Below are 12,061 nucleotides of genomic sequence, written 5' to 3'. Positions count from 1 at the left end.
GAGCATTTTTGCGATGGCTCGACCAAGCCCCTCACTGGGTAGTACGCACACCGGTCCGTTCCGGTTCACTTTTCTTTTGCAAGACGCTCGTACCGCACCCACGCACGCTGCGGGAATGCGAATTCCGACCCGTCCCGCGACCGCGTGGGCCCACGATCGCCGGGCTGGGGCCTCAGCCCAGCGAGCAGGTGCGGGCGAGGTCCGCCGGGGTCGCCCCGGCGGGCCGGGTGATCGTCGCCGACGCCGGCGGGCGCGCGCCGCGCAGCCAGCCCGCCAGCGCGTCGAACGCCGTCCGGAAGCACGGGCCCAGCGGGCGCAGCCGGTCGGGGAACTGGTCGACGAGCCCGTCGACGTGGTTGCCGCCCTCGACCCGGTAGTACCGGTGCAGCGCGCCGCGGCCGGCGCCGGTGATCATCCGGTCGTAGACGTCCGAGTCGCGGGTGATCGGCAGCAGCGTGTCGAGCGTGCCGTGCAGGGTCAGCAGGGGCTTGCCGATCCGGCCGGTCAGCGAGATCCGCTCCACCGCGCGGGCCACCGAGGCGGGCCGGGACGCGTAGGCGTAGTCCGCGTCGCACGACGGTGTGCCACTGGCGCAGAACGGGACCCCGGCGGCGAGCGCGCCGTCGAACGACGGGTCGACCTCTTCCCGGTAGATCCGCTGGGTCAGGTCCCAGTAGACGCGGTAGTGGTAGTCCCACAGGAACTCCGAGCCCGGCGCGAACCCGGCGTCCACAATGGACTGATGTGCCGCTTCGGAACCCGCGGCGTAAGCGGGATAGGCGCGCATCGCGGGCGGCAGGAACGTGAACAGGTTCGGGCCGTCCGCCCGCCAGAGCGTGCCTTCCCAGTCGACGCCGCCGTCGTAGAGCCACGGCCGGTTCTCCAGCTGCCACCGCACGAGGTAACCGCCGTTGGACAGCCCGGCGGCCAGGGTCCGCGACGGCAGCCGGCCGTAGTGCAGCAGCGCCGCCGCCTTCGCGGCCAGGGTCAGCTGCGTGACGCGCGTGTTCCATTCGGTCAGCGCGTCGCCGGGCCGGACGCCGTCCTCGAAGAACGCGGCGCCGGTGTTGCCCTTGTCGGTCGCGGCGAACGCGTACCCCTCGGCCAGCACCTGGTCGCCGATCGCGCGGTCGTTCGCGTACTGCCGCCGCGTGCCCGGCGAGCCGGAGACGACCAGGCCGCCGTTCCACCGGTCCGGCAGGCGCAGCACGAACTGCGCGTCGTGGTTCCAGCCGTGGTTGGTGTTCGTCGCGGACGTGTCCGGGAAGTAGCCGTCGACCTGGAAACCGGGGACGCCGCCCGGCACGGGCAGCCCGGCCGACGTCAGCCCCGCCCAGTCCGCCTGGACGGTATGGCCGGACGCGAGCGTCCCGGTCGTCGTCAGGTCGTCGAGGTGGACGGCGACCTGCTTTTCGGCGCCGGGCACGAAAACCCGGGCACCCGACGCCGACGCCGGTGCGGGCACCGCCGTCGCCAGGACAGAAGCCAGCACCACAGCAAGCCAACCGCGCACGGTCCACCTCCGGTCTCGGATGAGACGAACCCAAGCGCGCACGGACCGGAAGAGCCATCCCGGCCGCCACCATGAATTCCCGCGCCGATGTGGTGCGGAGCCACATGGTCAGGCCTGCGCGGCCGACCTAACGTCGTCGGAAACCCTCTCAACGCCGAGAAGGACGTCACTATGCGCAAGCTCGCCTTCGCCGGACTCGCCGCGATCACCGCCGCCGTGCTCACCACCGTCGGGGTCGCCTCCGCCGACCCGCCCGCCGCGTCCCTGGTCCAGGTCTCGTCGTTCGGCGCCAACCCGGGCGCGCTGGCGATGTACACCTACACCCCCACGGGCCTCGAAACCGGCCGCCCGGTCGTCGTCGCGCTGCACGGCTGCACGCAAAGCGCGTCGGACTACTACGCCCACTCCGGCTGGCCCGCGCTGGCCGACCGGTGGCGGTTCGAGGTCGTGTTCCCCCAGCAGTCGACCGCAAACAACTCGCTCAAGTGCTTCAACTGGTTCGGCACCGCCGACGACACCCGGGGCAACGGCGAAGCCGCGTCCGTCAAGTCCATGGTGGACAAGGCGGTCGGCGACCACGGCTCGGACCGCTCGCGGGTGTTCGTCACGGGCCTGTCGGCGGGCGGCGGCATGACGGCGGACCTGCTGGCCGCCTACCCGGACGTCTTCGCCGGCGGCGGCATCAACGCCGGGCTGCCCGCGCAGTGCGCCACCAGCGTCACGCAGGCGACGAACTGCCAGCAGAACAACCAGAACCTGACCCCGGCGCAGTGGGCGTCCCGCGTCACGGCCCAGTACCCCGGCTACGGCGGCCCGTGGCCGCGCGTCGCGATCTGGCAGGGCACCGGCGACTACACCGTCTACCCGGTCAACGGCACCGAGCTGCGCGACCAGTGGACCGCGGTCCACGGCCTCTCCCAGACACCGACGAGCACGCAGTCCCTGCCGGGCGGCACGACGTTGACGAACTACGGCGACAAGGTCCAGCTGTACTCGATCGCCGGCATGGGCCACGGCACCGCGGTCGACCCCGGCACCGGCACGACGCAGTGCGGCAGCACCGGCGCGTACTTCCTCGCCGGGATCTGTTCCAGCTACTACACAGGCGTGTTCTTCGGGCTGGACAAGGGATCCGGCGGCACCACGACCCCGCCCCCGACGACGACCACGACGACCACCACTCCGCCGCCGTCGGGTGCCTGCGTGTCGGCCAGCAACTATGCCCACACCCAGGCGGGCCGCGCGCACCAGGTCAGCGGGCAGACGTACGCGAACGGCTCCAACCAGGCGATGGGACTGTGGAACACCTTCACCACCCACGCCCTGCGCGAGACGTCCACCGGCTACTGGGTGCTGGCCGACGGGCAGTGCTAGGACGCGGGTCCTGGGCCGGGTATCCGGTCCAGGACCCGTTCCACCAGCGCGGTGTCGCAGTGTTCGACGACTTCGCGCAACCGCCCGCCGGTGACGCGGTAGACGAAGCAGTACGTCTGGTCGTACCGCTCGCCGCGCAGCGTCGTGGCGTGCGCCCGCGCCTGGACGACCACCCGGTCCCCCTGGGCGACGATCGTTTCGGCTTCACTCCGGTAGTCGCCGTCGAACTGCGCCATCAGCGGCCGGAGCAGCCCGTGCACGACCTCGGCCTTCGGTTCCCAGGTGCCCGACCACGACCAGCCGCCGGGGAAGACCCAACGGAAGTCGTCGGCCATCGCGTCGGTGAGGGCCCGGCCGTTGCCCACGGCGAGCTGGTCGAAGATGTCCCGCAGGAGCTTTTCGTTCTGTGCAGCGCTCATGCGATCGAGCGTAGGTTCGGCGCAGCCATGCGACAAACGACTGTCTCGCATATGTGCTATCTGTAGTACGCATGAGTGAGTTCACCGTCGCCGGCCTGCGGGTCGTGCGCGAAGCGGCCCGGCACGGCTCGTTTTCGGTGGCGGCGGACCGGCTCGGGTACACGCAGTCGGCGATCTCGCGCCAGATCGCGCTGATGGAACAGGCGGCGGGACGGCCGCTGTTCGACCGCCTGGCGCGCGGGGTCCAGCCCACCGAGGCGGGACTGGTCGTCGTCCGGCACGCGGAGGCGGTGCTCGGCGAGCTGCAGGCGACCCGTCAGGCGCTCCAGGACCTGGGCGAGCGGCCGCCCGCCCGGCTGCGCGTCGGCGCGTTCTCCACCGCGATGGCGGCCTTGGTGCCGCGCGCGATCGCCGCGTTCGCCGACCGCGAGCCGCGCACGCGCGTGCCGCTGCGCGAAGGCCTGAGCCCGGGGTTGCTGAAGGCCCTCGCCCGGGGACGGCTCGACCTCGCCGTCGTCACCCCTGGGGGAAAGCCGATCGCCGAGGTCGAGCTGGTCACGATCCTGGAGGACCCGCTGTTCGTGGCTATGGCGCCGGGCCACCCGCTCGCGCGGCACTCGAGCGTGACCGGCGAGATGCTGCGCGACCAGCCGTGGATCACGGGCAGCACCGAGCCGGGCACGACGCTGCTCGGCGCGTGGGCGGACCCGTCGTGGCAGCCCGAAATCGCTTTCGTGGCCCGGGATTGGGTCGCGAAGCTCGGCCTGGTGGCGGCCGGGCTCGGCGTCACGGTCGTGCCCGGGCTGGCCGTGCCGGCGCTCCCGCCGGGGATCGTGATCACCCGCATCGACCACCCGGCGGCGGTCCGCACGACGGCCGTCGCGTCCCGTCCGGGCGGCGAGCCCGGTCCGCGTCGGGCTTTCGCCGAGGCCCTGCGCGACGCCGCGGCCGACCTCACCGCCGAAGTCCGGCACCGGCTGCGCATCCCCTGATCCGTAACACCTCGGCGCCCGGCCGCGACCAGGTAGTGCATCGCCGGACGTGATCACGTCCGGCGCCCGATGCGCCCGTCCCGTGCCGCCACCCTGCGAGGAATCACCATGTCCGAACCCGTATCGACGAACTCCGTCGGCGCCATCGTCCCGAACCCCCAGTACCCGGCCGGCGTCCAGCGGGTCCCCGTGGCCACCGGGCTGGCGATGAAGAACCGGAACGCCGTGCTGGTCTGGCTGGTGTGGCCGATGATCACGCTCGGCATCTACCACCTCGTGTGGTACTACAAGATCCACAAGGAGATGGCGGAGTTCGACCGCCGCCGGGCCGTGCCGGTCGCCGGGCCGCTGCTCGTCCTGCTGTTCCTCAGCTGGACGTTCATCGCGCCGTTGGTCAGCTACTACAACGCCGGGAACCGGATCCGCACGGCCCAGCACGCGGCGGGGCTGCGGCCCACCTGCTCGGCCGGCCTCGGCTGCTTCCTGATGCTCGTGTTCGGGCTCGGCACGCTGTACTACCAGCTCGAGCTGAACAAGATCACCGACGCGCACCGGGTTCCGCCGGGCAGCCAGATCCCGCTGTACAACTGAAACCGGGCGCACTAGCCGCTCAGCAGGCCCGTCAGCAGCACCCCGGTCAGCTGCCGGACCGCCGGCAGGGCCCGCGCCGAGGTGATCGCCGTCAGCGCGACGCGGGCGTCGTCGACCGTCACCCGGGGCCGCAGCACGCCGTCGGCCCGGGCCCGCTCGACCAGCCGCCCGAACGCCTCCGCGTGCTCCCGGCGCCGGTCGGCGAAAGCCGCTCCACCCAGCGCGTCGATCAGGCCGCGCTCCTGGACCTGCCATTCGCCGAAGCGGTGGAACGTCCTGGTCAGCGCGCGGCGGCTGTCCGGGTCCGCGAGCGCGGCCCGCAGCTGCCGTTCGCACCGCTCGACCTGGCCGGCGAGCACGGCGGCGAGGAGGTCGTCGCGGGAGGGGAAGTGGCGGTGGACGGTCGCCGGGGCCAGGCCCGCGCGCCGCGCGATCTCGCGCACCGGCAGGTCCGGGCCGTCCTGGGCGAACGCGGCGTGCGCCACCGCCACCAGGTGACGGCGGTTGTGCTCGGCGTCCGCCCGGCGCTTCTGCGTCACTTCGTCACGCACGGCTCTCACTTCCCCGCTCGGGACCGGTGCTCACTCCTACCGTAGGCGCAGAAGTCCCGAGACGAGGAGTGAGCGTGTTCGCAGCCCGGTTCGAGCGGTTCGGCCCGCCCGAGGTCCTGTCCGTCGGCGACCTGCCGGAGCCGCACGCCGGCCCGGGCGAGGTCCGGATCCGCGTGCGGGCGGCCGGGGTCTCGCCGGTCGACCTGGCGATCCGCGCCGGGAGGTCGCGCTCGCCCGTCACCCTGCCGCACATCCCCGGGGTGGACGCGGCGGGCGTCGTCGACGAAGGTCCCGGGATCGGTGACGAGGTCTTCGGCGCGGTCGACGTCGCCCGCCTCGGCGGGGCGAGCGCCGAGTTCGCCGTCCTGGCGTTCTGGGCGCCGAAACCGCCGTCGATGCCCTGGGAGCAGGCCGGCGGCGCCGCGTCGGGCGTCGAGACGGCGACTCGCGCGCTCGACCTCCTGGACGTCGGCGCGGGCTCGACGCTGCTGATCGACGGCGCGTCCGGCGGGGTCGGCAGTCTCGCGGTCGGCCTGGCCCTGGCCCGCGGCGCGCGGGTGCTCGGCACCGGCGCCCCGGAGAACCGGGAATTCCTCGCCGGGCTGGGCGCGATCCCCGTCGCCTACGGCCCTGGCCTGCGTGAACGCGTTCCCGAAACGGTCGACGCCGCGCTCGACGTCGCCGGGAAGGGGTCGCTGCCGGATCTGGTCGCGCTGACCGGATCACCGTCCACAGTGGTCACCCTGGCCGACTTCAGCGGCCCGGAACACGGGGTCCGGGTGTCCGTCGGCGCGCTCGGCGGGCAGCCGGACGGGCGGCACGGTCTCGCCCACGCCGCCAAGCTCTTCGAAGAAGGCCGCTTCGCCGTGCCCGTGCAGCGGGTCTTCCCGCTGGCGGAGGCCGCCGCGGCGCACGCGGTCACCGGGCCGCGTCGGGGCAAGATCGTGCTGCGCGTGTCTTAACCGAGGCGGTGCAGCCGCAGCGCCAGCTGGATCTCCAGGGCCCGGTCCGGCGCCTGCCAGTCCTCCCCCAGCAGCGACGCGATCCGCTCCAGCCGCTGCACGACGGTGTTGACGTGGACGTGCAGCACGTCCTTCGTCCGCGCCAGCTGCGAGCCGCTGGCGAAGTACGCCCGCAGGGTCGCGACCAGGTCGGTGCCGCGGCGCTCGTCGTAGTCGAGGACCGGCCCGAGCGTCGCGCGGACGAACGCGCCGAGGTCGGCCTGGTCACCGAGCAGCTGGCCGAGGAAACCGAGGCCCGCCATGTCCGCGCCCTCGCCGGTCCGGCCGAGCGCGAGCAGCGCCCGGACGCACCGCGCCGCTTCGGCGTGGGCCGCGGCCAGGGCCTCCGGACCGCCCGCGGGCCCGGCCGCGCCGACGGTCACCGGGCGTCCGGTCACCGCGCCGAGGTCGGCGGCGACGCGGTGGGCGAGCTCGCCCGGGTCGCCGGTGCCCAGCAGGACGACCTCCTCGGCGTGCACCCCGACCAGCGTCGCGTGCCGGGCCGCGGCGCTCGCGAGACGCCGCCGGGAGACGTCGCCGGTGTGCACGACCAGCACCGCGTGCGGCGCGGCGAGGTCGATGCCGAGGCGGCGGCCGCGGGCCAGCAGCGCCCGCGGGTTGCGGCCGGGCGCGGTGAGCAGGTCGGTCAGCAGCTCGCCGCGGACCTCGTCCTCGGCCCGCACCACCGACCGCCGCAGCATGAGCAGCAACGCCGTCACGACGCCGGCACGTTCGAACAGCCGCCGGTCGGGGTCGGCGAGGTCGGCACGTCCGGTGAGCACGAGGCTGCCGAGCAGTTCGGGGCCGGCCTGTACCGAGCAGACCCAGGTGTCCTTTGTGGACACCGCTCGGCCCGTCGCCCGGGCCGCGGCGAGGGCGGCCGGGTCGTGGCACGCCGGTTCCGCCGAGTGCGCCAGGACGGCGCCTTCGGTGTCGAACACCGTGAGCGCGCCGTGCAGCACCCCGGCGACGGCCGCCGCGACGTCCGGCAGGTCACCGCCGCGCAGCACCAGGTCGGTGAGGCGGTCGTGCGCGTCCTCGGCGCGTTCCATCGCCTCGTTGTGCGCGCGGATCGTCGCGTTGGCCTCGTTCAGCTCGGCGACGGCCCGGCGCGTCTGGTCGAGCAGGTTCGCGCTGTCCAGGGCGATCGCCGCGTGGTCGGCCAGCGACGAGAGCAGCGCGACCTCGTCCGCGGAGAACTCGCGGGTGCCGCGGTCGGAGGCGAAAAGCACGCCGAGCACCTTCGAGCCGATCGCCAGCGGCACGCCGAGGATCGCGGTCAGGCCTTCGTCCTCGACGCCGGAGTCGATGTGGCGCGTGTGCCGGAAGCGGTCGTCGTTGAAGTAGTCAGACGTCGCGTAGGGCCGCGCGGTCTGCGCGACCAGCCCGCCGAGCCCCTCCCCCATGCCGAGCACGATCTGCTGGAACTCCGCCGAGACCGAGCCGTCGCTGACCCGGACGTAGGTCTTTCCCTCGGCCTCGTTGTTGAGGCTCAGGTACGAGACGTCGACGCCGAGCAGCGCCCGCGCGCGGCGGACGATCGAGCGCAGCACGGTGTCCGGTTCGGACAGCGCGGCCAGCTCGCTCGCGGTGTCGAACAACGCGACCAGCTGGGCCTCGCGGCGCCGGTGCTCGGCGAGCGTCTCGCGGATCCGCAGGGCCAGCTCACCCGCGTTCGCCAGCGCGGTCAGGTCGGCCGCGCCGAGGGCGCCCTCGGCGCGGGCCGCCACGACGACGTGCGCCAGCTGCTCGGTGCTCGCCCCGGAGGCGAGCAGGTCGAGCAGCCGGCGCAGCGCGTCCGAGGGAGCGGTCACGGCGGTCATGCTAGGGCGAAACGGCCGCCGTTTCCGGCTGAACGTCCTCGTCGTGCAGCGATTCGCCGCGGGTCTCGCGGGCGGACAGCAGTGCGACGACCGTGATCACGCACATCGCCGCGACGTACAGCGACACCGGGATGGTGCTGCCCCAGCTCTGGAACAGCGCCACGGCGATCAGCGGCGCGACGGCCCCGGCCGCGATCGACGACAGCTGGCCGCCGACGGAGAGGCCGGTGTAGCGGACGCGGGTCGGGAACTGCTCGGCGAAGAACGCGGCCTGCGGCCCGTACATCGCGCCGTGCAGCACCAGCCCGACGGTCGTCGCCAGCACGATCACCGCGGACGACTTCGTGTCCAGCAGCGCGAAGAACGCGAAGCCCCACAACGCCATGCCGATCGCGCCGAACAGGTACACCGGACGGCGGCCGACGCGGTCCGAAAGCGCGCCCCACAAGGGAATCGTCACGAAGTGGACGGCCGAGCCGATCAGGACCGCGCTCAGGCCGAGGCCCTTCGCCAGGTGCAGCCCGGTCGTGACGTACACCAGGATGAACGCCGTCAGCACGTAGTACGAGACGTTCTCGGCCATCCGCGCGCCGATCGTGACCAGCACCTGGCGCCAGCTGTCGCGGAAGACCTCGACGACGGGGACGTGCTTCTCGACGCGGTCGTCGGCGCGGCGCTGGGCGGCCAGGAACACCGGCGACTCCGAGACGGCCAGCCGGATCCACAGGCCGATCACCAGCAGCACCCCGGAGAGCAGGAACGGGACCCGCCAGCCCCAGGCCAGGAACGTCGCGTCGGACTGCGTCGCCGACAGGATCGCCAGCACGCCGGTGGCGAGCAGGTTGCCGCCGGGCGCGCCGCACTGCGGCCACGACGCCCAGAACCCGCGCCGCTTCGCGTCCCCGTGCTCGGAGACGATCAGCACCGCGCCGCCCCACTCGCCGCCGAGCGCGAAGCCCTGGACCAGGCGAAGCAGCGTCAGCAGGATCGGCGCGGCGACGCCCGCGGTCGCGTACGTCGGCAGGACGCCCATCAGGCACGTCGAGCCGCCCATCAGGACCAGGCTGAAGATCAGGAGCTTCTTGCGGCCGAGCCGGTCGCCGTAGTGGCCGAAGACCAGCCCGCCGATCGGGCGGGCGAGGAACCCGACGGCGTAGGTGAGGAACGCGAGAAGCGTGCCGGTGAGCGGGTTCGCCGTCGGGAAGAACAGCTTGTTGAACACCAGCGCGGCGGCGGAGGTGTAGAGGAAGAAGTCGTACCACTCGATGGTGGTGCCGATCAGGCTCGCGCCGACGATCTTGGCGATCGCCGACCGCTGGGGTTGGCTCACTGCGGGCTCCACTTCGTCGTGGTTTTTCGGGCGGTTAAGCGGCGGTCCAGCCGCCGTCGAGCGGGATGGAGGCCCCGGTGACGTGGCCGGCGTGCGGCGAGCACAGCCACGTCACCAGGGAAGCGACGTCCCCGGGTTCGATGAGCTTCTTGATGGCGGCGCGCCGGAGGAGCACCTCGGCGACGACGTCCTCACGCGGGATGTCGTGCTCGGCGGCCTGCGCGTCGATCTGCCCGTCGACGAGCGGCGTGCGCACGTACCCGGGGCTGACGCAGTTGCTGGTGACGCCGTGTTCCGCCCCTTCCAGCGCGGCGACCTTGGAGAGCCCCTCGAGGCCGTGCTTCGCGGCAACGTAGGCGGCTTTGTAGGGCGAGGCCCGCAGCCCGTGGACGCTCGACATGTTGACGATCCGCCCCCACCCCCGCGCGTACATGCTCGGCAGGGTGCGGCGGATGAGGAGGAAGGGCGCGGTGACCATCAGCGCCTGGATGCGCGTGAACCGCTCGGGCGGGAAGTCCTCGAGCGGCGCGACGTGCTGGATCCCGGCGTTGTTGACCAGGATGTCGACCTCGGCGGGCAGGCCGTCGACGGCGGCCGGGTCGGTGAGGTCGGCGGCGTGCGCCCACCCCCCGACCTCCCCGGCCGCGGCCTCGGCCTTCTCCCCGTCGAGGTCGGCGACGTGCACCTTGGCCCCGGCCGCCGCCAAGGCGCGGACGCAGGCCAGGCCGATACCGCCGGCCCCGCCGGTGACGAGGGCGGTGCGCCCGTCCAGATCGCTGGTCATGGACGGGAACGGTAAGCGTGACGCCGGTCGCGAGCCATGTGCGCGAAACCCACAACCCGGCAAGATCCAGTGGTCGCCGCCGCTATGAGCGGTCCTTCAGGACCGACAGGTAGTGCACGTTGGTCATGACGCCCAGGACGTTGCCGAACGGGTCGACGACCGACGCCGTCACGAAGCCCGGGCCGCGCTCGGTGATCGGCTCGTACTCCTTCGCGCCCAGCTCGTGCAGCCGGGCGACCGTCGCCTCCAGGTCGTCGACGTGCCAGTAGAGGATCTCGCCGCCCGGCTCCCCGGCGCCCGCCGGTGCGTACCTGCGGTCGATGAGGCCCAACTCGTGCTGGTAGTCGCCGAGGCGGAACTCGGCGTACCCGGGGCGGTGGAAGTACGGCTCGACGCCCAGGAACTCCGTGTACCAGGCCTGCGCGGCCGCGTGGTCGTCGGCGAAGTACGAGACGGTGGCCATTCCTCGCAGCATGTCTGCTCCTGCTCTCTCGGTCTGGACCCAGCATGCGGGGTGAAAGTGCGCATCCAGTGAGCACTTTGTTTGCGAGACTGGTCCCATGCGCGCCGACCGCCTCGTGGCCACCCTCCTGTTGATGCAGACCCGCGGCCGCGTCACCGCGGGCGAGCTGGCCGAAGAGCTCGAGATCTCCGTTGCGACCGCCCGCCGTGACCTCGAAGCGCTGTCGGCGGCCGGGGTGCCCGTCTACCCGCAGCCCGGCCGGGGCGGCGGGTGGCAGCTCGTCGGCGGCGCGCGCACCGACCTGTCCGGCCTGACCTCCCGCGAGGCGCAGGCGCTGTTCCTGCTGGCCGGCCCGGCGGCGGCGATCGCGCCGGAGGTGAAGTCCGCGCTGCGCAAGCTGATGGGCGCGCTGCCCGGCACGTTCCGCGCGGACGCCGAGGCCGCCGCGGACGCGGTGTTCGTCGACCAGGCCGGCTGGGGCGAGCGCCCGAAGGACCGGCCGCCGATGGTCGAGGCGCTGCGGGACGCCGTCATCGCGCGCCGCCAGGTCCGCTTGACCTACGCGGGACGCGAGACGTCGGAGCGGCTCGTCGACCCGTGGGGCCTGGTCGACAAGGACGACGTCTGGTACCTCGTGGCCGGCACGGACAAGGGGCGCCGCACGTTCCGCGTCGACCGGGTCGTCGCGGCGGAGCCGACGGACGCCGTCGCGGACCGGCCGTCGGACCTGGAACTGGCCAAGGTGTGGGAAGAAGTCGTCGAAGAGGTCGAACGGCGCCGTTCCCCGCTCTCCGCGGACGTCGTGCTGGACCGGCGGTACCTCCGGGTGCTGCGCGACCGGTTCGGCCGGCACTGCGAGCTGGTCGGCGAGCTGCCCGGGGACCGCGTCCGGGTCCGCGTCGCGGCGCCCGCGCCGATCATGATCGCACAGGAGCTGGCGGGCTGGGGCTCCTTAGTGGACGTCGAGGGCCCGGAATCGGTCCGCGCGGAACTCGCTCGCCTCGGTTCCGAGCTGGTGAATCAGTACGGGTGAAGATCTTTTAGGACACCCACTGAGCGTGCGCTTTTCCGCGCCATACTCGGTAAACACCGTTAATCGGTACACTGTGGACAGTACGGAGACCCACCAAGAGTGTCCGTTACTCTCCGGTATCATGCCGTTCGGAGTACCCGCGATCACCCGTTTGCTGCTACCGTAACGCCTCCGTGACCTGAACGTG

The 12,061-nt window shown here is 72.8% G+C and carries 12 protein-coding genes; 5 read left to right on the top strand and 7 right to left on the bottom strand.

The window, feature by feature from the left end:
* Window positions 1–172: 172 nt before the first annotated feature.
* The gene (locus VA596_RS11150; RefSeq protein ID WP_323327716.1) at window positions 173–1,495 is read right to left on the bottom strand and encodes a 3-hydroxybutyrate oligomer hydrolase family protein; all 1,323 of its coding nucleotides are present in this window, start codon (window positions 1,493–1,495) and stop codon (window positions 173–175) included.
* A gap of 189 nt (window positions 1,496–1,684) precedes the next feature.
* On the opposite strand from VA596_RS11150, the gene VA596_RS11145 reads away from it, so the two are divergent.
* A complete protein-coding gene (locus tag VA596_RS11145; RefSeq protein WP_323325930.1) occupies window positions 1,685–2,887 on the top strand; it encodes an extracellular catalytic domain type 1 short-chain-length polyhydroxyalkanoate depolymerase in 1,203 nt (400 codons plus the stop codon).
* Here VA596_RS11145 and VA596_RS11140 read toward each other — a convergent pair.
* Entirely contained in the window at window positions 2,884–3,306 is a 423-nt protein-coding gene (locus tag VA596_RS11140; protein ID WP_323325928.1) for a nuclear transport factor 2 family protein, read from the bottom strand. The genes VA596_RS11145 and VA596_RS11140 overlap by 4 nt on opposite strands.
* Before the next feature lie 71 nt (window positions 3,307–3,377).
* On the opposite strand from VA596_RS11140, the gene VA596_RS11135 reads away from it, so the two are divergent.
* Window positions 3,378–4,298, top strand: a complete 921-nt coding sequence (locus tag VA596_RS11135) for a LysR family transcriptional regulator (RefSeq protein ID WP_323325924.1) — start codon at window positions 3,378–3,380, stop codon at window positions 4,296–4,298.
* Window positions 4,299–4,406: 108 nt separating this feature from the next.
* The gene (locus VA596_RS11130) at window positions 4,407–4,889 is read left to right on the top strand and encodes a DUF4234 domain-containing protein (RefSeq protein ID WP_323325922.1); all 483 of its coding nucleotides are present in this window, start codon (window positions 4,407–4,409) and stop codon (window positions 4,887–4,889) included.
* An 11-nt stretch (window positions 4,890–4,900) separates the two neighbouring features.
* On the opposite strand, the gene VA596_RS11125 is transcribed toward VA596_RS11130, so the two are convergent.
* Complete coding sequence (locus tag VA596_RS11125; RefSeq protein ID WP_323325920.1) at window positions 4,901–5,440, bottom strand: TetR/AcrR family transcriptional regulator; 540 nt, start codon at window positions 5,438–5,440, stop codon at window positions 4,901–4,903.
* Window positions 5,441–5,514: 74 nt separating this feature from the next.
* Between VA596_RS11125 and VA596_RS11120 the strand changes: the two genes are divergently transcribed.
* A complete protein-coding gene (locus VA596_RS11120; RefSeq protein ID WP_323325919.1) occupies window positions 5,515–6,402 on the top strand; it encodes an NADP-dependent oxidoreductase in 888 nt (295 codons plus the stop codon).
* Here the strand turns inward: VA596_RS11120 and VA596_RS11115 are convergent.
* The 4 genes from VA596_RS11115 to VA596_RS11100 form a co-directional block, all read right to left on the bottom strand.
* Complete coding sequence (locus VA596_RS11115; protein WP_323325917.1) at window positions 6,399–8,264, bottom strand: helix-turn-helix domain-containing protein; 1,866 nt, start codon at window positions 8,262–8,264, stop codon at window positions 6,399–6,401. The genes VA596_RS11120 and VA596_RS11115 overlap by 4 nt on opposite strands.
* Window position 8,265: 1 nt before the next feature.
* Window positions 8,266–9,594, bottom strand: a complete 1,329-nt coding sequence (locus tag VA596_RS11110; RefSeq protein ID WP_323325914.1) for an MFS transporter — start codon at window positions 9,592–9,594, stop codon at window positions 8,266–8,268.
* 34 nt (window positions 9,595–9,628) lie between these two features.
* Window positions 9,629–10,378 carry a 3-hydroxybutyrate dehydrogenase gene (locus VA596_RS11105; protein WP_323325912.1) on the bottom strand — a complete coding sequence of 250 codons (750 nt, stop codon included), beginning with the start codon at window positions 10,376–10,378 and terminating at the stop codon, window positions 9,629–9,631.
* Window positions 10,379–10,460: 82 nt separating this feature from the next.
* A complete protein-coding gene (locus VA596_RS11100; protein WP_323325910.1) occupies window positions 10,461–10,853 on the bottom strand; it encodes a VOC family protein in 393 nt (130 codons plus the stop codon).
* Between the two features lie 85 nt (window positions 10,854–10,938).
* Between VA596_RS11100 and VA596_RS11095 the strand changes: the two genes are divergently transcribed.
* Window positions 10,939–11,874, top strand: a complete 936-nt coding sequence (locus VA596_RS11095; protein WP_323325908.1) for a helix-turn-helix transcriptional regulator — start codon at window positions 10,939–10,941, stop codon at window positions 11,872–11,874.
* Window positions 11,875–12,061: the final 187 nt, after the last annotated feature.

Source organism: Amycolatopsis heterodermiae (assembly GCF_034929455.1).
In the GTDB taxonomy this organism is placed as follows: Bacteria; Actinomycetota; Actinomycetes; order Mycobacteriales; family Pseudonocardiaceae; genus Amycolatopsis; species Amycolatopsis heterodermiae.
The sequence above is the reverse complement of the archived record's forward strand: the minus strand, read 5'-3'. Positions and strand labels throughout refer to the sequence as shown.

Bases quoted from the DNA above. Each gene is read 5' to 3' on its own strand.
- VA596_RS11145 (WP_323325930.1), top strand. From the start codon at position 1,685: ATGCGCAAGCTCGCCTTCGCCGGACTCGCCGCGATCACCGCCGCCGTG.
- VA596_RS11140 (WP_323325928.1), bottom strand. From the start codon at position 3,306: ATGAGCGCTGCACAGAACGAAAAGCTCCTGCGGGACATCTTCGACCAG.
- VA596_RS11135 (WP_323325924.1), top strand. From the start codon at position 3,378: ATGAGTGAGTTCACCGTCGCCGGCCTGCGGGTCGTGCGCGAAGCGGCC.
- VA596_RS11130 (WP_323325922.1), top strand. From the start codon at position 4,407: ATGTCCGAACCCGTATCGACGAACTCCGTCGGCGCCATCGTCCCGAAC.
- VA596_RS11115 (WP_323325917.1), bottom strand. From the start codon at position 8,264: ATGACCGCCGTGACCGCTCCCTCGGACGCGCTGCGCCGGCTGCTCGAC.
- VA596_RS11105 (WP_323325912.1), bottom strand. From the start codon at position 10,378: ATGACCAGCGATCTGGACGGGCGCACCGCCCTCGTCACCGGCGGGGCC.
- VA596_RS11100 (WP_323325910.1), bottom strand. From the start codon at position 10,853: ATGCTGCGAGGAATGGCCACCGTCTCGTACTTCGCCGACGACCACGCG.
- VA596_RS11095 (WP_323325908.1), top strand. From the start codon at position 10,939: ATGCGCGCCGACCGCCTCGTGGCCACCCTCCTGTTGATGCAGACCCGC.